The organism is Thermocatellispora tengchongensis (assembly GCF_014202315.1).
Lineage (GTDB): Bacteria > Actinomycetota > Actinomycetes > Streptosporangiales > Streptosporangiaceae > Thermocatellispora > Thermocatellispora tengchongensis.
Genome location: NZ_JACHGN010000033.1, coordinates 69,092 through 88,785, shown reverse-complemented (window position 1 = coordinate 88,785; position 19,694 = coordinate 69,092). Strand labels below are relative to the sequence as shown.

17 protein-coding genes and 1 pseudogene are annotated in these 19,694 nt (G+C 70.7%); 14 read left to right on the top strand and 4 right to left on the bottom strand.

Translation table 11 applies throughout. The features are described 5' to 3' along the window. Positions 1-83: 83 nt before the first annotated feature. The 4 genes and pseudogenes from HNP84_RS47085 to HNP84_RS47075 all read right to left on the bottom strand — a co-directional run bounded on the left by HNP84_RS47085 (position 84) and on the right by HNP84_RS47075 (position 3,764). Positions 84-1,235, bottom strand: coding sequence for a LacI family DNA-binding transcriptional regulator (locus tag HNP84_RS47085; protein WP_185056670.1), 1,152 nt, complete (start codon positions 1,233-1,235; stop codon positions 84-86). Between the two features lie 321 nt (positions 1,236-1,556). Beyond that, entirely contained in the window at positions 1,557-2,711 is a 1,155-nt protein-coding gene (locus tag HNP84_RS54430) for a hypothetical protein (protein WP_246519517.1), read from the bottom strand. A 444-nt stretch (positions 2,712-3,155) separates the two neighbouring features. Next, a pseudogene (locus tag HNP84_RS56980) lies at positions 3,156-3,407 on the bottom strand (nitrilase-related carbon-nitrogen hydrolase); the annotation flags it as partial. Between the two features lie 99 nt (positions 3,408-3,506). After that, complete coding sequence (locus HNP84_RS47075) at positions 3,507-3,764, bottom strand: hypothetical protein (RefSeq protein WP_185056655.1); 258 nt, start codon at positions 3,762-3,764, stop codon at positions 3,507-3,509. Between the two features lie 652 nt (positions 3,765-4,416). Here HNP84_RS47075 and HNP84_RS47070 point away from each other — a divergent pair. From HNP84_RS47070 to HNP84_RS47005, 14 genes are all read left to right on the top strand, one after another. Continuing rightward, positions 4,417-5,424 carry an amidohydrolase family protein gene (locus HNP84_RS47070; protein ID WP_185056654.1) on the top strand — a complete coding sequence of 336 codons (1,008 nt, stop codon included), beginning with the start codon at positions 4,417-4,419 and terminating at the stop codon, positions 5,422-5,424. Then, positions 5,417-5,704 (top strand): NifU family protein, encoded by a 288-nt coding sequence (locus HNP84_RS47065; protein WP_185056653.1) that lies wholly within the window; start codon positions 5,417-5,419, stop codon positions 5,702-5,704. Before HNP84_RS47070 ends, HNP84_RS47065 begins: the two co-directional genes overlap by 8 nt. Positions 5,705-5,794: 90 nt before the next feature. After that, positions 5,795-6,610 carry a FadR/GntR family transcriptional regulator gene (locus HNP84_RS47060; protein WP_185056652.1) on the top strand — a complete coding sequence of 272 codons (816 nt, stop codon included), beginning with the start codon at positions 5,795-5,797 and terminating at the stop codon, positions 6,608-6,610. An 82-nt stretch (positions 6,611-6,692) separates the two neighbouring features. Further along, on the top strand, positions 6,693-7,481 hold the full coding sequence (locus HNP84_RS47055) for an SDR family NAD(P)-dependent oxidoreductase (RefSeq protein WP_185056651.1): 789 nt from the start codon (positions 6,693-6,695) through the stop codon (positions 7,479-7,481). Further along, positions 7,474-8,490: an alcohol dehydrogenase catalytic domain-containing protein gene (locus tag HNP84_RS47050; RefSeq protein ID WP_185056650.1), complete on the top strand. Its 1,017-nt coding sequence runs from the start codon at positions 7,474-7,476 to the stop codon at positions 8,488-8,490. The genes HNP84_RS47055 and HNP84_RS47050 overlap by 8 nt, the downstream gene beginning before the upstream one ends. Before the next feature lie 203 nt (positions 8,491-8,693). Then, complete coding sequence (locus HNP84_RS47045; RefSeq protein ID WP_185056649.1) at positions 8,694-9,533, top strand: fumarylacetoacetate hydrolase family protein; 840 nt, start codon at positions 8,694-8,696, stop codon at positions 9,531-9,533. A gap of 97 nt (positions 9,534-9,630) precedes the next feature. Beyond that, positions 9,631-10,719 carry an amidohydrolase family protein gene (locus HNP84_RS47040; RefSeq protein ID WP_185056648.1) on the top strand — a complete coding sequence of 363 codons (1,089 nt, stop codon included), beginning with the start codon at positions 9,631-9,633 and terminating at the stop codon, positions 10,717-10,719. Continuing rightward, the gene (locus HNP84_RS47035) at positions 10,716-11,114 is read left to right on the top strand and encodes a metal-sulfur cluster assembly factor (RefSeq protein ID WP_185056647.1); all 399 of its coding nucleotides are present in this window, start codon (positions 10,716-10,718) and stop codon (positions 11,112-11,114) included. The genes HNP84_RS47040 and HNP84_RS47035 overlap by 4 nt, the downstream gene beginning before the upstream one ends. Further along, positions 11,111-12,499 carry an FAD-binding oxidoreductase gene (locus HNP84_RS47030; protein WP_185056646.1) on the top strand — a complete coding sequence of 463 codons (1,389 nt, stop codon included), beginning with the start codon at positions 11,111-11,113 and terminating at the stop codon, positions 12,497-12,499. Before HNP84_RS47035 ends, HNP84_RS47030 begins: the two co-directional genes overlap by 4 nt. 90 nt (positions 12,500-12,589) lie before the next feature. Then, positions 12,590-13,564, top strand: a complete 975-nt coding sequence (locus HNP84_RS47025) for an ABC transporter substrate-binding protein (protein WP_185056645.1) — start codon at positions 12,590-12,592, stop codon at positions 13,562-13,564. Then, positions 13,561-14,376, top strand: coding sequence for an ABC transporter permease (locus HNP84_RS47020; RefSeq protein WP_185056644.1), 816 nt, complete (start codon positions 13,561-13,563; stop codon positions 14,374-14,376). The genes HNP84_RS47025 and HNP84_RS47020 overlap by 4 nt, the downstream gene beginning before the upstream one ends. Continuing rightward, positions 14,340-15,131 (top strand): ABC transporter permease, encoded by a 792-nt coding sequence (locus HNP84_RS47015; protein WP_185056643.1) that lies wholly within the window; start codon positions 14,340-14,342, stop codon positions 15,129-15,131. The genes HNP84_RS47020 and HNP84_RS47015 overlap by 37 nt, the downstream gene beginning before the upstream one ends. Positions 15,132-15,133: 2 nt before the next feature. Beyond that, the gene (locus HNP84_RS47010) at positions 15,134-15,952 is read left to right on the top strand and encodes an ABC transporter ATP-binding protein (protein ID WP_185056642.1); all 819 of its coding nucleotides are present in this window, start codon (positions 15,134-15,136) and stop codon (positions 15,950-15,952) included. A 9-nt stretch (positions 15,953-15,961) separates the two neighbouring features. Continuing rightward, complete coding sequence (locus HNP84_RS47005; protein WP_185056641.1) at positions 15,962-19,483, top strand: indolepyruvate ferredoxin oxidoreductase family protein; 3,522 nt, start codon at positions 15,962-15,964, stop codon at positions 19,481-19,483. Positions 19,484-19,694: the final 211 nt, after the last annotated feature.

The window sequence follows — 19,694 nt, the reverse complement described above, 5'->3', positions numbered from 1 at the left end:
CGTGTGACGGGTCACACGAGCGAGTGTGAGCGGTCACATGCCGAGAAAGGAAGCCCCCTTTGCGGGATCGTTACGCGGAGGTTTCAGTGACGGGGCGGGCGCCCGGTGGACTCGCGCACCACCAGGCTCGGCGCCGCCACCGCGGGTTTCGGCTGCTCCTCGCCGGTCAGCTCGGCCACGGCGGCGTGGAAGCAGGCCCGTCCCAACCCGGCGAAGTCCATCCGCACCGTGGTCAGCGCGGGCGTCCAGAACTCCGAGCCGGGCATGTCGTCGAAGCCGACGATGCTCACGTCGCCCGGCACGTCCCTGCCCGCGTCGTACAGCGCCCTGCGCACCCCCTGGGAGATTTCGTCGTTGCCGCACAGGATCGCCGTCACGTCCGGGTCGGCGGCCAGCTTCCGTCCGGCGGCGTACGCCGAGGCGATGTCCCAGCCGCAGCTCACCACCTCGGGGACCGGCGCGCCGGCCGCCCGCAGCGCGTCGCGCCAGCCCACGAACCGGCCTCCCCCCTCGCCCTCGCACGGGACGGCCACGTGGTGCACGGTGCGGTGGCCGAGCCCCAGCAGGTGGCGGGTGGCGTCGGCGGCGGCGCGGCGCTCGTCGAGCTTGATCGCCACCCGTCCCTGGTCGGGCGCGCCCGGCTCGGCGGCGGCCACGGCGGGCACGTGTGCGGGCAGCGCCTCCAGCACCGCCACGCCCATCGGGTCGAACGCGATCACCACCACGCCGCCCGCGCTGGCGTCGCTGACGTGGTCCACGGTCTGCTTCACCTCGGCGGGCTCGGCCGACTCCACCACCCGGATGCCCACCGGCAGGCCCGCGGCGCGGGCTGCCTCCTCGATGCCCTGCAGAGTGGCGGCGTAGCCGTACAGGACGGTGTTGGAGGTGACCACGGTGATGGCGCGGGCGCGGCCCAGGCTGAGCGCGCGGGCGGCCCGGCTGGGGCGGAACCCGAGCCGGTCGATGGCGTCCAGCACCGTGGCGCGGGTCTCCGGGCGCACGCGGGGCGAATCGTTGAGCACGCGGGAGACGGTCTGGTAGGAGACTCCGGCCGCCGCCGCGACGTCGCGGATACTGGGTGCAGCCGAGCCGCGGGCGGGGGGACGGGAGGCGCGTCGAGGAGTAGGCGAGGTCACGGTCAAATGGTAAGCGCCGTCCTCCGGCGCCTCCGGGCATCGACGGCGCCACCGGCCCCACCTGGCCGAACTCGCCGGCCTGTCGTCGGCCGGCCGCATGTGCAAGCGCGCCGGTCTGTAACCGAGTCAGCCGTTGCTTGTAGGAGGTTCTGGCTTGCTCGTCCAGCATTGGCTGGTGCGATGCGCCTGCGCTCGGGCGGCCCTCGATGGGAAGGACCGCGCCGGTGGCCAGTTCGATGGCGGGAATTTCCTGGCCCGGGTGGGCGATCAGGGTGGCCAGGTGTCGCATGCCCACGCTGTCATCGGCCAGCGCGGTCCTGTCAACCCATTCCAGTTGCCACGCGAGACCATATCGGTGGCACACCACTGCGACCGGCTCCTGGCCGCGACGCACCAAGCGCGGAGCCGTCGTGGGCAGCGTCATGCCCAGCTCCGCGGCCTCCTGCTCTGCCTGGGCCGAGTGTCGGCGCGCCGTTGCGTCCCCCAGTCCGCAGTGCTGGGCCAGGGCCTGGGCCAGCCGCCATCGTGACAAGGTCGCGGCGGGCCAGTGGTCCAGCGCGAGGTTGGCCTCGACGGCCTGGCGCAGGTGTTCGACCGCCCGATCGGCTTGTCGGCTGTGAGCGAGGCCATACCGAGGGCATGGTGAGTAGAGCCGAAGCAGGCCACACCGAGGCCGGCGATCGCCGGTAGGCGGGCGAACGGGAGGAGCAGGGCGTAGACCTGGGAGGCGATCTCGACGTCGTCGAGCAGGTACGCCGCCTCCGCCACGCCGTGCATGGCCGCCAGCCAGCTCTTGGTGCGGGGCAGCAGCGCCAGATCGCCGAGCCGGGCCAGCGTCCCCCGAGCCAGGCGCTGGTCTCCGGCCGTGGCGGCGGCCACCGCCAGGGCCGGAAAGTACGCGTGGTCGGCAGTACCAAGTTCCGGGGATTTCACCAGCTCCGACAGCGCCGGGACGAGTTCGCCGATGCGGCCTTGATACCAGCGGATCGCCGCGAGCTGGGCGCCGTACCAGCCGAGGGCGTCGGCGTCGCCGGCGGTCTGCCCCCGCTCGGCGCAGGCGGCGGCCAGCGCCTCTGCCTGGGCGAGGCGGCCTGCTCGGATGGCGAGCATGACGTCGATCACCGCCACGACGAACCCGGCCGCCTGGTGATCTTTGTCCGTCAGCAGGCCGCGCAGCTCGGCCAGGGACCGTTCGGCGTGCGCGTCGCCTGCCAGGAACAGATCCACGGTTCGCCATAGCAGCCCGATGACCAGGTCGCCGCGGCGGCCGGTCCAGGCCGCCTGGCCGATCAGCTCGTGCGCGAGCTCCAGCCGGAGCGCCTGGTGAGCGGGGTCCATCAGGCAGTGGTGTGCCAGGTTCAGCGCCTCGGCCACCGCCACCGGGTCTCCGGTGCTGCGTGCCTCGGCCAGCGATGTCAGGATCGATGCGTGCCGGCCGGCGTGATAGTCCTCCTCGGCGCACAGTCTGGCCTGCAGCCGTACGCCGAGCGCCGAACGCGCGCCGACGACCGCCAGGGCCTGTCGCTGCCGCGCGCGAACCTTCGCTGCCTCGGCGGTGGTCCGGTGCTCGTGCACCCACACTCCGCCCAGCCCCAGCGCGGCCCGGGCCATCGCGCGCCCGTCGGCACAGGATTCGGCCGCCTGGTAGGCGAGGTCGAAGCACCACCGGCCGGTCTGCAGATCCCCTCGAAATACAACGCACGCTCTGCCGCCTCCAGCGATGATCCGACATCGCCGTGGGCGTCGGGGCCTTTCTCCAGATGGTGTGCAGTGCTCACGGTCATTCCCCCCAACCGCGCCTGGGCCGCGATTGACCCGGCGGTCACGGCGTTTGGTCATCCTGGTTGGTACACGTTCACTCGGAATCCCGGTCATCGACGAGATTCGGTCCCCCCGGGCTCCTGGAGCTCGACGATCGCTACCACTTCGCGGCGCCACCCCGATGACGCAGCCAGACGCCCTCCCGGGCGACGTGGCGCATGCCGGCCACCCACGCCTCATGGGAGCGGGCGGCATGAAGTTCTCCCAGCAGATCAGCCCGCCCACCCGGCCGACAGCGGTGTGGTGGACCTGCAGGTCGGAGCCGTCCCCCATGCCCCACACGAGCCGCTCGGCGTGGGTCGGCAGCCGAGGAGCCGGCCGTCGGCGTCGAAGTAAAGGATGGCGTTGTAGACCGTGCCGCCGTGCTGCTCGCGGCGGCGCGGGCAGGAACGCCTCGGGGAAGACCAGCGACTGGGCCCCGTGCGCGGCTGCGGCCTCGATCAGCCCCACCGCCTTCCGCAGGCTCGCCTCCAGATCCAGGAACACCGGTGCGGCCTCACCTTTACTTTCGGCTCCGACATGGAACCTCCCGATGATGAGCGATCGCCGTCATGGCGTCGCGGGCTTGTGGATGACCTCCTCCAGGTAGTCCATCCGGAGCACCAGCGTGTGGTCGCCGGAGACGTTGAAACGCTTGACCACGTCGAGCATCTCGGCCTTGAGGCCGGTGGCGAGGTCCGCCGCCAACGTCGCGACGGCGCGGTTGGCGGGGCCGTAGCACCTGGTGAAGAACTCCACCTGGTGCTCGGGCGAGGGGAAACGCCACAGGAAGCCCGTGCGCGAGGACAAGGTCCTGGACTTCGGCATCGACGACGTCGATGGCCGGCTGTTCGTGCGCGATGAGCTCGGCGGCTCGGTGACGGCGTTCTTTTCCAGGAGGATCGACCCATCGGTGCCCGGAACCGTCACCCGCGACGGCGAGCCGGTGACCCATCGGGTCAAGGATCTGGATCTGTCAGGTATCTGTCAGGTGTCGCCTTCGTGCTGGCCGTCCACGTCTTCGGCCGGCTCGCGGTTCACGGGCGCGATCACGGCTGCACGTCGAAGGGGCGGACAAGCGCTGCACGCGTTCCGTGCCTCCTACCAGTCAGGTGGCGACGCGGTGCCCGGTCCCGGCGTTCTCGCCCGCGCACGGGCGGCATCCGACGTGGGCATCGTCGTTCTCACCCGTGCGTCAGGGCAGAACACGGACAACGGCTGCGGCCGGGGCGAGCGCCTTCCTCGCGGAGGCCGGGGAGCACCTCATACCACTGGCCGAAGATGCGGTCGTCCGCCGCCGGATGCGGTGAATCCGGTCTGGTGTGCGATCCCCGCAGCCTGCTGCTCCGCCCGATGGTCACCTCGCCGCCGGCGATGTAACTGTTGACCCCCACTTGGTCAGCGCGTAGCCTCAAAGACAGCAAGTCACTTGGTGAATTCCTGGAAACCCGGCGTCGGGGCCGGGGGAGGAGAGGCTTCGATGCGAGGCGGCCATATCGTCTTCGACAATGTGGTGCACCTGCACAACCTGCGTGACGACAACGTGATCGAGCCCGAGGGCCGGCTCGCGCAGAACTTCTTCTACAAGCTCGTCCGCTCCATGGGCAAGGAGGGTGACTACCGGGAGTTCGCCAAGGAGTGGAGCGCCGAATACGTCGCCGACCGGCTCTTCGGCGGCGGGTCCCAGATCGACTTCGCGATGGTGCAGACCGTGCCGATGTTCGACCTCTACAAGGACGGCCTGGACGCGGTCGAGCGGCAGTACGAGCTGGTCCAGGCCGAACCCGATCGGGTGGTGTTCTGCGGCGGCACCGATCCCGTCCTGCGCGGCCTGAACACCGCGCTCCATGACATCGACCACCAGATCAAGAACCTCGGCGCGAGATCCATCAAGTTCTACACCGCGCACACCCGGGGCCGCTCGTGGCGGATGGACGACCGGCACGTCGCGTACCCGATGTACGAGCGCATGCTCGAGCACGGGGTCGACCTGGCTCAGGTGCACAAGGGCAACCCGCTCGGTCCGGAGTCGTTGCAGGCCCTCCAGGCGCACGACGTCGCGGACGCGGCGCTCGACTTCCCGGAGATGAACTTCATCATCCACCACCTCGGAGTCCCGTACGAGGACGAGACGATCACCATCGCCGCGCGGCATCCCAACATCTACCTGTCGATGTCGACCTGGATCAACCTGATCCGGGTGGCGCCGCGGCTGACCGCGGAGCGGATCGGCAAGGCGCTGGCCGGGGTCGGGGCCGACCACCTGCTCTGGGGGACCGAGGCCCCGCTCGGGCCGCACCCGCAGGACCTCCTCGACTGGGTGTGGGAGTTCCAGATGCCGGACGATCTCGTCGAGGGGTACGCGTACCCGCGTATCAGCGACGCCGACCGCGCGGACATCGTCGGCGGCAACATGCTCCGGCTGCTGAAGATGACCGTGGAATACGCCGAGGACGGCAGGCCCAGCCTGGTGCCGGCCCATGACTGAGGACGACATCGAACTGGGCGCCGAGGTCCAGCGTACGCTGGACAGCCGGATCCGCCCGCTGCTGAACGTGGACGCCGGCGACATCGAGATCACCTCGGTCCGGGACGGCCTGGTGGAGCTCGAACTGCTCGGAAGCTGCCGCCGGTGCCTGCTCAAGCTCGGGTGCCAGGCGGAGATGGTCCTGCCGACCCTGCGGTCGAGGTTCGCGGCCCGGGGTGCGACCTTCTCGATCCGGGGGGTGCCCGACCACGTGGGCGGCTCGCCGGACGGCGCGTCATGATCGGATTAGGTCCGCTAGACTACGAGTCACTTGTTGACTTCTCCGTCCGGCTGAGCGCTGGCGGGTCCGAGCGTGAACGGGGTGGTCCGGATGGCACCACGGAGGTCGTCCAGCGCGGAGTTGCCCGCCGACATGGGGCCGATGCCCCGGCAGAAGGTCGCCGACCAGATCCTTTCCGCGTTGCGCAAGGAGATCGTGTCCGGCGCGTTGCCGCGCGACTCCCGTCTGCCGACCGAGCGGGAGCTGGCGACCCGCTTCGGGGTGAGCGGCCCGACGGTCCGCGAGGCGATCCGCGGTCTGTCCGCGCTCGGCCTGGTGGAGGTGCGGCACGGCAGCGGCGCCTACGTCTCCCCGAACGTGGACAACATCGTCGCCGTCTCGCTGGGCACGCTGGTGCAGTTGGAGTCGGTCGGCATCAGCGACCTGATCCGCCTGCTGCGGGTGCTGAACTCGCACGCGGCCGAACTGGCGGTCGATCGGGCCACCGAGGACGACATCGCCAGGGTGCGCGAGGCCGCGGAGCTGACCATCACCTGCCGGACCGTGTCCGACACCGCGCACGCGATGACGAGCTTCCTCACCTCCTTCGCCGACGCGGCGCACGACCCGCTGCTCGGCGCGATCGCGCGGTTCCTCGTCCACCTCGTGGTCAAGCTGGAGATGTCGAGTTACGAGAGCCGGTCGGATGAGTTCTGGCGCAAGTGGTCCTCGTCCGCGGGCTCGCTGCGGCTCGCGATGGTCGAGCGCCTTGAGGAGCGGGACGCCGAAGGGCTCGTGAAGGCCGTCGTGGAGTACCACGACGTCGTGGCCAAGCGGATCGACACGATCCCGCAACTGCGGGACGCCCGCCTGTCCGACGCCGACTTCGAGTCCTTCATCGGTTCCCGCGGCCGCGCGGTGCCCTAGCGGCGGACTCCTCCGGGATTCGCCGGCCGGGCGGGCGCCGCGCCGAATCACTGTCCAAGTCACCAGGTAAAGGACTGGTCGTATGGGCGTACGATTGGCCGGCAAGATCATCGTTATCACGGGCGGTGGGGGCGGCATCGGCGGCGTCACCGCCGTGACGGCGGCGGCGGAGGGCGCGAAGGCCGTGGTGCTGGCCGACGTCTCCGCCGCCGCGCTGGCGCCCGTCGCGGAGCGGGTCGACTCGGCGGGATCCGAGGCCCTGCCCGTGGTGGTCGACCTCGGCACGCCGGCCGGATGCGCGGAGCTCGTGGAGCGGGCCCAGGCCGCGCACGGCCGCGTGGACGTGCTGGTGCACACGGCCGCGGTGCCGAACGCGCCGACCGGGTTCCTGTCCCTCCCCGACACGGCGTGGGCCGGCGAGGTCGCGCTCACCCTGAACGCGTCCTTCCACCTGGGGCGCGGATTCGGCCGGGTGATGGCCGCGAACGGCGGCGGCGTCCTGCTCTACACCGGGTCCATCGCCACAATGGGCGCGGGCCGGGGGCTCGCCGGGTACACCGCTACCAAGACCGGGCTGCTCGGCCTGGTGCGTGCCATGGCGGTCGAGCTGGCCCCGCACGGCATCCGGGTCAACATGGTCAGCCCAGGGGCGGTGGACACCCCGAGGTACCGCCTGCGGATCACCTCCGACACCGAGATGCGGCGGCTGCGGGAGCACTTCCCGGTGGCCCCGCTGGGCCGGATGGCGACGCCTCAGGACGTCGCCGACGCGTTCGCCTTCCTCGCCTCCGACGCGGCGAGCTACATCACCGGCCACAACCTTGTGGTCGACGGCGGTACGACCGCGCAGGTCAAGACCCCCGATGACTGAGCGCATGCGCGGCGCGGTGCTGACCGCGCTCGGCGAGCCACCGGTCGTCGGCGCACTTCCCCGGCCGGTGCCCGGGCCCGGAGAGGCGCTCGTCCGCGTCCGCCGCGTGGGCCTGTGCGCGACCGACCTGAAGATCTCCAGCGGCGTGTTCCGGCCGGCCCTCGGCCTGCCCCTGGTACTCGGGCACGAGATCGCGGGGGAGGTCGTCGAGTCCCGCGCGCCGTCGGTGGGCAAGGGCGCGCGGGTGGCCTGCCACCCGTACCTGACCTGCGGGCGCTGCCCGCCGTGCGGCGGCGGGCGGTCGAACACGTGCCGGGAGCTGCGGCTGCTCGGGCTCGACCGCCAGGGCGGCCTCGCCGAGTACCTCGCGGTGCCGGCGGGCAACCTGATCCCGCTCGCGGCCGCGACCACGTACGAGGCGGCCGCCGTCACGATGGACGCGGTCGCTACGACGTGGCACGCGCTGCGTGTGCGGGGCCGGCTGGGCCCGGGGGACCGCGTGGTCGTCGTGGGGGCGGGCGGGCTCGGGCTGAACGCCGTGCAGGTGGCCGCCGGGCTCGGCGCCCGGATCGCGGTCGTCGAGCCCGACACCGCGCGCCGGCGGGCGGCGCTGGAACACGGCGCCGACCATGCCGTCGCTCCGCAGGACGTGGGCGTCCTACGCGGCTGGGCGCCGGACGGAGCCGAGCTGGTGTTGGAGGTGTCGGGCACGCGCGCGGGGTTCGAGGCGGGCGCGCGCCTGCTCGGGACCGGAGGCCGGGTGGTGTGCTGCGGCTACTGCCCGGGCGCGGAGTTCGGTCTGGAGTCCATGGATCTCGTCGGCCGGGAGCTGACGATCGCGGGCTCGCGCGGGAACACCCGCGAGGACGCCGTGGCCGCGCTCGCCGCCGTCGAGCGCGGGGACATCCGGCCCCGGATCGACTCCGTCCACGAGCTCGACCAGGTGGGGGACGCGTTCGCGCGGCTGATGTCCGGTGAGGCGCGTGGCCGCGTGGTGGTGTCGCTGTGAGCGGCGCGAAGCGTTGACGGCTACCGAACCGCATTATAAAGTCACTAAGTCACTTGGACCAATGTTAGGGACGTGAGGGCGCAGGACTGTCAGCCTCCGCCCCGTCCACCCGGAGCAGCGGCTCGGCGAGCTGCGCGACACCTTCATCGGCACATTCAGCGACGAAGCCGACGCCTGATTCTGATTGGAAGAGGAGCCCAGCCATGCGCCTCGCTCGATTCCGGCACCAGGGCCGCGAGTCACTCGGAGCCGTGCACGGCGACGGGGTGATTCCCCTGCCGTGGCCCGACTTCGACACGCTGTTCGGCCTGGAGGACCCGGCGGCGGCCGTCCGCGCGCACACGCCTGATCCCGCGCGCGCGGTGATCCCGGATCGGTTGCTGGCGCCCGTGCGCGATCGTGCCCAGATCATCGGCACCGGTGGGAACTACGCCGACCACGTGGCGGAAGCGGCGTCGGCGTCGCTCGTCGTGACCGAGCCGGTGTTCATCCCGTTCCTCTGGGGCGCGGTGATCGGTCCCGAGGACGACATCGTGATTCCCTTCCCGGACACGCAGACGGACTACGAGGTCGAACTCGCCGTGGTCATCGGTCGCACCGCCCGCCGGCTCACCGCGGACGACGCGATGGACCACGTCTTCGGCTACACCGTCGTCAACGACGTGAGCGCGCGCGAGGTCATGGCCCGGGAGAAGATGCAGGTGATGCTGTCCAAGTCGCCGGACACGTTCCTGCCGGTGGGGCCGCACGTGGTGACCATCGAGGAGATCGCGGACCCGTACGACCTCGGCATCGCCACCTACCTCAACGGCGAGGTTCGGCAGAAGTCGCGCACGGCGGCGATGACGCACCGGATCCCGGACCTGCTCGTGCGGATCACCCGCCACTGCACGCTGCACCCCGGCGACATCGTCACGACCGGCACACCGGGCGGGGTCGGCTTCGGCCGTGACCCGCAGGAGTTCATGCGGCCCGGCGACACGATCGTCGCCGAGGTCGAGGGCGTCGGACGGCTGACCAACCGCCTGGTCGCCGGCTGGTGACCGTGGCCCCGGCGATCGTGTCGGGCCCCGAGGCCGCCCGAGTCCCGGCGACGGCTGACCGTCGCCCCAGCGCCTCCCGGCAGGAAAGTGAGCAACCATGACGACGGTGACCGAACGGCCACTCCAGGACGTGTTCGTCCTCGACTCCACCGTGCACGGCTACAACACCGTGCCGGACAACTACGTGCCGGGCCCCTACCGCGAGCGGGTGGCCGAGCAGTTGTCCAACACCCTGTACGCGGGGCACCGGGCCATCCTGCCCGACGGCGATCCCAAATGGACGCTTTCTCGGGAGAGGTTCCAGCGCGGCGCGGATCCGGAACTGCTCGGCAGCGCGCTGTTCCGCGAGAGCGACACGGACATGTGCGTCTACCACGGCGTGCCGCTGTACGGGATCTACCGCGACGGCGGCTCACCGCTGTGGGTCGGCCGCGCCATGCGCGAGCTGTATCCGGGGCGGGTCGCGCTCTACGGCCCGATCAGCCCGTGGGAGCCCGGTGCGCTGGAGGAGGCCGAGCGCCTGGTCACCGAGGACAAGGTGGTCGGCATCAAGATGTACCCGATGGACATCGTCCGCGGTGAGATCCACAGCTACCGGCTGGACGATCCGGAGATCGCCTTCCCGATCCTGGAGAGGATCCGGGAGCTCGGCATCAAGATCGTGGCCACGCACAAGGCCCTGCCACAGGGGCAGGTGCCGAGCGAGCCGTTCGCTCCCTGGGACGTCGCGGGCGCGGCCTCGGCGTTCCCGGACCTCACCTTCGAGATCGTGCACGGCGGCCTCGCCTTCCTGGAGGAGACCGCCTGGCAGATCCAGCGCTTCCCGAATGTCGCGGTCAACCTGGAGAACAGCGCGGCGTTCCTGATGATCCGGCAGCCGGCCCGCTTCGCGCACCTGCTGGGGCAACTGCTGTTCTGGGGCGGCGCCGACCGGATCTTCTGGTCCTCCGGCGTCACCGGCCGCCACCCGCAGCCGTTCCTGGAGCGCTTCTGGGAGTTCGAGATTCCCGAGCGGATGCGGGAGGAGTACGGCTACCCCGAGCTGACCTACGAGATCAAGGAACAGATCCTCGGCCTGAACCACGCCCGGCTCCTGGGCTGGGACGTCGAGAAGCTGCGAGCCGACCTGCGAAACGACGGGATCGGAATGCGCAAGGAGCTCGCCGAACCCTGGAGCGCCGCGTGATCACCGAAGCCGAGGTCCGGGCACGACTGAACACCGTCATCGACCCGTGCAGCCGGGCCGCGGGAACCCCCGGCGGCCTCGACGACCTGGGTCTCATCCGGCGCGTCGAGGTGTCCGGCGAACCCGGCGCCCTGCTCGTCCGCGTCGTCATCGGCGTCACCGAGTACGGCTGCGTGATGGGCGCGCCGTTCGCCGGCGAGGCGTACCGGCTGCTGGCGGACCTGGACGGTGTCGCCGAGGTCCGGGTCGAACTGGACGAGAAGTTCGACTGGGTGCCCGACGACATGAGCCCCGCCTACCGGGAACGGCTCGAACAGGCGCACACAGAAGGCCGCAGGCGGCTCAACCCGGTGGCGCTCGGCCTCCCCCTCTTGACCATGGAGAGAAGGACATGAGCGCGACACGACGCCTGCGGACACTGCTCGGCGACTTCACCGGCCGTACCGTCGGTCCGGACGACCCGGACTACGACGCCGGCCGCGCCGTTTGGAACGCGATGGCGGACCGGCGGCCGGCACTGATCGCACACTGCGGGTCCGCGGCCGAGGTCGCCGCGGCGGTGCGCGCCGGCCGGGCGGCCGGCGTACCGATCTCCGTGCGCGGCGGCGGGCACCAGGTCGCCGGGCTCGCGGTCCGCGACGACGCGCTCGTGATCGACCTGTCGGGACTGCGCGGCGGCAGCGTGGATCCGGCCCGCCGCGTCGCCCACGTCGGCGGCGGCAGCCTGCTCGGCGATGTGGACGCGCTGACGCAGAAGTACGGGTTCATGGTGCCGGCGGGCGTCATCTCGCACACCGGTCTCGGCGGGCTCGCGCTCGGCGGGGGAGTGGGCTGGACGTGCCGCCACTTCGGTCTGACCTGCGACAGCATCATGGGCGCCCATGTGGTCACCGCGGACGGCGAGCAGGTGTACGCGGGCGAACACGGCGACCCCGACCTGCTTTGGGCGTTGCGAGGCGGTGGCGGCAACTTCGGTGTGGTCACCACGTTCGAGCTGGCCGTCCAGAACGTCACGGACGTGCTGCTCGGCCAGGCCGTGTTCGAACTGCGGGACGCCCCCCGCGCCGCCGCCCATTTCCGGGAGGTGATGGCGGCGGCACCGGACGCCGTGACCGCGGTCCTCGTGCTCAAGCGCGCCCCGGCGCTGCCGGTGGTGCCGCCGGATCTGGTGGGCAGGCCGAGCCTGGTGATCAACGCGGTCTGGAGCGGCCCTCTCGCCCAGGGCGAGAAGGAGCTTCGGTGGCTGGTCGAGGAGGTCAACCCCGCCTCGTCACGGATCGTCCGCATGCCCTACCTCCAGGTGCAGTCGATGCAGGACGACATGCACCCGCACGGCCTGCGCAACTACATGAAGTCCCGCTATCTCACCGCGCTCGACGCCGGCGCGATCGAGTCGCTCGCCGCGGCATGCGAGGAGATCCCGGGCGCGATGTCGCAGATCGAGGTGCTCGCACTGGGCGGCGCGGTGGCGCGGGTGGCGGACGACGCCACGGCCTTCGCCGGGCGCCAGGCCGCCTACGTCGTCAACATCGTGGCCACGTGGCCGAGCGCCGCCGAGGACGAGGCGCACATCCAGTGGGCCCGGCGCGGCTACACCGCGCTCGATCGCGTGGGGTCGGACGCCGGCTACGTGAACTTCCTCGGCGAGGAGCCCGACCGGGCCCGCAGCGTCTACCCGGGACGGACCTACGACCGGTTGCAGGCCGTCAAGGTCAGAATCGATCCCGAGAACGTGTTCCAGGGCAACGTGCCCATCCTGCCGAAGTCCGTCATCCATTGACACGGCGTGCCGCACTGGTCCCCTCTTGACCTGGTGAATCTCGGGGGCTCGCCCTACTGGAAGTCCAATCCCAACGCTCGTGGAGTCACCATGATCGGACGAGTGAAGGCGCTCGCCTCCCTGCTTCTCACGGCGGGACTGCTCGCGGCCGCGTGCGGTTCCGGCGGCGCTACCGCGCCGACCTCGGCGGATGGCGTAACAGCGATCACCGTCGGCACCAGCCCGACACTGTCCAACGCCGCCCTCTACTACGCCGACGGCGAGGGCATGTTCAAGCGGAACAAGCTGGAGGTGACGCTCTCGCCGCTGCAGTCGGGTGCGGCGGCCGTGCCGCTGCTGCTCAACGGCCAGCTCGCGGTGGCGGCCAGCGACCCCGTCGCGGCCATCGTGTCGGTCAGCAAGAACGTGCCGGTGACGATCGTCGCCCCGGGCAACGTCAGCCCGACCGATCCCGCGATGGACTCCACCGCGCTGCTGGTCAAGGCGGACGGGCCCGTCAAGTCGGTGCGGGACCTCGACGGCAAGACGGTCGCGGTCAACGCCCTCAACAGCCTTTCGCACATCTCGGTCAAGCGCGCCATCGACAAGAACGGCGGCGACTCCTCGAAGGTCAAGTTCGTCGAGCTGCCGCTGCCGCAGATGGTCGACGCCGTCGCCCGGGGGCAGGTGGACGGCGCGGTGGAGAACGAACCGTACACGACGCAGGGCCTGGAGTCGGGGCTGCGCCGGCTGGTCTCCCCGCTCACCGAGGCGCTGCCCGGGGTCCCCCAGCTCGTCTACCTCTCCGCCAAGCCCTACGTGCAGAAGAACGCGGCGACCATCGACCGCTTCGCCGCGGCGCTGACGGAGGCCAACCGTTACCTCGGCGCGAATCCGGAGACGGCGCGCGCGATCGGGCGCACATCCACGCAGACACCGCCGGAGGTCCTGGAGAAGATCCTTGTGCCCGTGTACAACGACAAACCCGTCGATCGCCGCTCACTGACCACGCTCATGGACCTCATGGTGCGCTACGGCGTGATATCCGCACCGATCGACCTGAACTCCGTCATCTCGGAGCCATGATGAGCACCCAGGCGATCACCCTCAGGGCGGCCGGACGCACGATGCCCACAGGGCTGGTCGCGAAGGTGGCGACCGTCGCCGCGGCGCTGGCGTTGTGGCAACTGCTGTCGGCGACCCGCGTGCTGGACCCGGACACGATCCCGGCGCCGACGTCGATCGCGGTGGCCGCCGCGCGACTGGCGGGAGAGGTGCCGTTCTGGCACGCGTTCGGGCTCACCCTGACCGGCTGGTCGCTGGGCCTGCTGCTGTCGGCGGCCATCGCGATCCCCGCGGGCCTCCTGCTCGGCTCCAGCGACATCTGCTACCGCTCGTGCCGGTTCACCATCGACTTCCTGCGCACCATCCCGCCGGTGGCGATGGTTCCCCTCGCGCTGTTGCTGTACGGCGCCACCACGCAGATGAAACTCGTGCTCATCGTGCTCGGCTCGGTGTGGCCGCTGCTCCTGCAGACGATGTACGGGGTGCGGCAGATCGACCCGATGTCACGGGAGACCGCGCGGTCGTACCGGCTGGACCGGCTGCGCCGGACGCTTTTCATCGTGCTCCCCGGCGCCTCGCCGTTCGTGGCGACCGGGGTGCGGATCTCCGCGACGATGGCCCTGTTGCTGACGATCGGAGCCGAGCTCATCGGCAGCGCCGAGGGCCTGGGCAACGGGATCGGGCTCGCTCAGTCCGCCTCCGATGTGCCCCGGCTGTTCGCGCTCATCGCGTTCTCGGCCCTGCTCGGCGTGGCCGTCAACGCGTTCTTCGTGACCGTGGAGAGGAGGGCGCTGGCATGGCACGTGGCACACCGGCCTTCCCCCGGCCGCTGAGTCTGCTGCTGGAGGCGTGGCTGCCGATCGTGCTGTTCGCGGCCTGGTGGGTCGCCGGAGCGAACAGCGAGTCGCTGTACTTCGTGAGCCTGCGGAGCATCCTCGAGGCGTTCCGGACGCAGTGGCTGTCCGCCGGGGCCGCCGACCACATCCTGTCCAGCATGGCGAACCTCGCGGCCGGCTACGCGCTCGCGACCGCCGTGGGCATCGCCCTCGGCGTGGCGCTCGGCCTGGCGCGGCCGGTGGGGGAGGCACTCGGCCCGATTCTGGAGTTCCTGCGCTCGGTTCCCGGTGTCGCGTTGCTCCCGCTCGGCCTGCTGATCCTCGGCGTCGGCTCGGACATGAAGATCGCGCTGATCACCTACGGCGCGCTCTGGCCGATCCTGCTCAACACCATCGACGGCGTGCGCGGCGTCGATGCCGTCGTCAGGGACGTGTCGCGCAGCTACCGTGTCCCGCTGCGATTCCGCCTGACCCGCATCGTGCTGCCGTCCGCGGGCCCGCAGATCATCGCCGGCATGCGCACCAGCCTGTCGATCGCGATCACTGTCGTGGTGTTCAGCGAGATGATCGGCTCCACCGAGGGAATCGGCTACTCGATCCTGCAGGCCCAGCGCAACTTCGCGATCCCGGAGATGTGGGCGGGAATGCTGCTGCTCGGAATCCTCGGTTACCTGCTCAATATCGCGTTCCGCGGCGTGGAGCACTGGGTGCTCCGCTGGCACCGCGCCATGACCGCCGCCCCAAGGAGCTGACCATGGCCGAACCCCACACACGGCGGATCCTGGTCCGCGACGGCGAGGACGGCAATCCGGCCGAGCTGGTGCTGTCGGTACGCGGCGCCTGCAAGCGGTACGGCACCCGGGAGATCTTCGCCGACATAAACATCGACGTCACGCGCGGCAGTGTGCTCACCGTCGTCGGCCCGTCCGGAGCCGGGAAGACCACGTTGCTCCGGTGCATCGCGGGCCTGCTCGAACCGAGCGCCGGTGAGATCCTCCTCGACGGCGAGCCGGTGCGCGAGCCGCCCGAGAAGCTGGCCGTGGTGTTCCAGGACTACAGCCGCTCGCTCATGCCGTGGATGTCGGTGCGCGCCAACGTGGAGCTTCCTCTGCGCGGCAAGGGGGTCGGCAAGAAGGAGCGCCGCCGGCGGGCCCATGCCGCGCTCGCGGACGTCGGGCTGGAGACCAGCGCGGATCTGTATCCCTGGCAGCTCTCGGGCGGCATGCAACAGCGTGTGGCCATCGCCAGGGCGCTGGCCTACGGGCCCGAGGCGTTGCTGATGGACGAGCCCTTCGCATCCGTGGACGCGCAGACCCGCTCCGATCTGGAGGATCTGGTGCTCGATCTGCGCGACCGGCTCGGCATCACGGTGGTGCTGGTGACGCACGACATCGACGAGGCGGTGTATCTCGGCGACACGGTCGTCGTCCTCGGTGGCCGCCCCACCCGCGTGGACAAGGTGGTGAAGGTGCCGTTCGGGCGTGACCGGGACCAGGCCGGCACCAAGGCTCGTCCCGATTTCATCGATCTGCGCACGCGGGTGCTGGAGCGCATCCGCCAGGCGCGCGACTAGGAGGTCGCCGTGCGGCTCACGGACCGGTTGACGGCCGATACCGGTACGCACTACTTGCCGGGCATTCAGGCACTGGTGCGCTTTCCCCTGGAGCAGTCCCGCCGCGATCGCGCGGACGGGCTGCGCATCGCCACGCTCATCAGCGGCTACCCCGGATCACCCCTGTCGGGCTACGACCTGGCGCTGTCCAGGATCCCGGACCTGCTGGACGAGCACGACGTGACGTTGCTGCCCGCGGGGAACGAGGAGTCGGCCGCGACCGCCCACATGGGCACCCAGATGCTCGATGACCATCCTCATTCCCGGTGGGACGGCGTCACGTCCATCTGGTACGGCAAGGGGCCCGGCGTGGATCGCAGCGGGGACGCGCTCAAACACGGCAACTTCGCCGGCACGTCCGAGCACGGCGCGGTCGTGATCCTCTCCGGCGACGACCATGAGGCGAAGTCCTCCACCATGCCCTACCAGCAGGACTACGCGTTCACGTCCGCGGGGATCCCGATCCTGTACCCCTCGTCGGTCGCCGAGTTCCGCACCTTCGGCCTGCACGCGATCCGCCTGTCGCGCTACAGCGGATGCTGGGTCGCCATGAAACTGGTGAGCGCGCTGTGCGACGGCGGCGAGTCCGTCACCTTCGAGCCCGGCGGAGTGGACGTGGTGCTGCCGCACCTGGAGATCGGCGGCAAGCCGTTCCGCAAGCGGACCGACTTCTCCTTCTTCCCCGGCAAGAACATCGAGATGGAACGCCACCTCTACCAGGAGAAGCATCTGGCGGTACGCGAGTACGCGCGCGCCAACGGGCTCGACCGGATCGTCCAGCGGTCCGGCCGGGACACCGTCGGCATCGTCACCGCGGGCAAGTCGTTCGCGGACGTGCGGCAGGCGCTGGAAGACCTGGGCGTCGACCCTGCCGCGGCGGGAATCCGCCTGCTCCAGATCGGGCTGGTCTACCCGCTCGACGAGGAGCGGATCCGCTCCTTCGCCGAGGGCCTGCGGCGCATCGTGGTGGTCGAGGAGAAGCGAGGTTTCCTCGAACAGCAGGTGAAGGCCGCGGTGCAGAGCCTGGGCCGGCCCATCGAGGTCATCGGCAAGACCGACGCCGCCGGGCGGCCGGTCTTCCCGGTCGAAGGCGGGATGGACGCCGACCTCATCGCCATCCGGCTCACCAACCTGCTCCGCGAGGAGTTCGAGCGCGCCGGCGTGCTCGCGAACGCGCAAGCGCGGGCCGCGGAAGTCGAGTCGGTCAAGGCCCGCGTGTACACCGTGGCGGCGTCGCGCACGCCGAACTTCTGCTCCGGTTGTCCCCACAGCGCCTCGACGGTACTGGCGCCGGGACAGGTGGCATGGGGCTCGCCGGGCTGCAACTGCTTCAACAGCGTGATCGAGCAGCCCGAGCGGCACATCGACGTGATGACCCAGTACGGCGGAGAAGGCCTGCCGTGGATCGGGCTCTCCCGCTACACCGATCGCGCCCACATGGTGCAGCACATAGGAGACGGCTCGATCTACCACTCCAGCTACCTCAACATCCGCTGGGCCGTGGCCGCCGGCGTGAACATCACCTTCAAGCTGCTCTATAACGGCGTGGTCGCCAACACCGGCGCGCAGCACCCGGTCGGCGAGCACGGCCTGGCGGACCTCACGCGCGGGCTCGAGTCCGAGGGCGTGGCGAAGATCGTCATCGTGACGAAGGAACCGCGCCGGTACCGCAGGCAGCCCCTGGCCCCCGGCGTCGAGGTCCGGCACGCCGACCGGCTGGTCGCCACGGCGGAGGAGCTGTCCCGCGTGCCCGGCACGACGGTGCTGATCTACGACGAGTCGTGCGCGAACGAGCGCCGCCGGCTACAGCGGCGCGGCAAGCTGGCGATCCCGGACAAGCACGTCTACATCAACACCGACGTGTGCGAGAACTGCGGCGACTGCGGCCGTGCCAGCAACTGCATGTCGCTGCAGAAGACGCCCACGGAGTTCGGCCCGAAGACGCGCGTGCACGCATCCTCGTGCAACCAGGACTACTCGTGCATGAAAGGCGACTGCCCGGCGTTCGTGACGGTCCAGACGGCGCCGGCCACCGGCTACCGCAAACCGGCGACGCCGGCGCTCGCCGATTCCGACCTGCCCGAGCCGGAGCGCCCGCGGATCGACGAGCCGTTCCACATCCACATGCCCGGAGTCGGCGGCACCGGAGTCCTGACCTTGAACGGGATCCTGTCCGTCGCCGCGACACTCGACGGCCACCAGGTGCTCTCCTACGACCAGACCGGCGCCGCGCAGAAGTGGGGCCCGGTGATCTCCAGCCTCGTCCTCGCGCCGCCCAAGGCGCCGGTCCACGCCAACAAGGTCGGCGCCGGCCGCGCCGATCTCTACCTCGCGCTCGATCTGGTCGGTGCCGCCACACCGGTCAACCTCGACCGCTGCTCGCCGGATCGCACCGCCACCGTCCTCAACATCGACCTCTTCCCGACGGGGGAACAGATTCGCGACGTGCACGCCCAGGTCGACGAGACCGGCCTGACGACGTCCATCGCGGAACGCTGCGCCCGGCTGACCGGCGTGCCCGCCCGGACCATCGCCGAGGAGCTCTTCGGCGACTACATGCTCACCAACATCGTGGCGCTCGGCGCCGCCTACCAGGCGGGCCTGCTGCCCATCTCCGGTGCGGCGATCGAGGAGGCGATCGGGCTCAACGGGGTCGCGGTCGAGGTCAACCGGCAGGCATTCCGCTACGGTCGCCTGTGGGCACACGACCGTACGCGCATCGAGGAGCGGCTGCGGCCACCGGCGGCGGACGCGACGGCCGAGCACGCCCGGCGCCGCGCCGGGCTGGGCGCGCGGCGCCGCGCGGCGTACGACCGGCTGTGGGGTGAGACCGAGCGGTTCGACGCCGAGACCCGGCGGCTGCTCGCGGTGCGGCTCGCCGAGCTCGTCGACTACCAGGACGAGCGGTACGCGCGTGACTATCTGGACGCCGTCGCCTCCGTCGACCGGTGCGAGCGGAAGGCCGTGCCCGGCCGCCACGACCTCACCCAAGCGGTCGCGCGCAACCTGTACAAACTCATGGCGTACAAGGACGAGTACGAGGTGGCGCGGCTCTTCCTCAAACCAGGCTTCGCCGCCGAGATCGCCGCGGCCTTCGACAAGCCGGTCCGCATCACCCACCACCTCCAGCCCCCGCTGGCGCGCAGGCTCGGCCGGACCCGGAAGCTGGCCGTCGGCCCGTGGTTCCGCCCGGCGTTCCGCCTCCTGCGCCTCGCGCGCGGACTTCGCGGGACGGCGCTGGACCCGTTCAAGCGCCAGGCATCACGAGTCGAGGAACGCGAACTCATCTCCTGGTACCGGCGGATCCTCGACGAGATCCAGGCCGAGCTCTGGGAGGCCAACCACCCGGTCGCGGTCGCACTCGCCGAGCTGCCCGACCTCATCCGCGGCTTCGAGGAGGTCAAGCACCGCAACGCCGAAGCGGCCAAGGCCCAGGCCGCCGAACTGCGCGAACGGCTCCGCCGGCCGATGCTCCCGCTGACGATCGCCTGAGTCCTCGCTGCGCGAGCGCGACCGGCAGTGGCGGCTGTGGGATCCCATCGCCACCTTCACCGTGCCGTCGGGCCTGGTGCCGCCGGACGAAGTGATCATTGCCACTCCGTTGGGGGATGAGCATCCGCGCCCCCCGCCGACACGGTGGGCAGAATCTACATACCCGTGTTGTGACGTCAATAGGACGTAATCGATCGAGACCTTGCCGGCT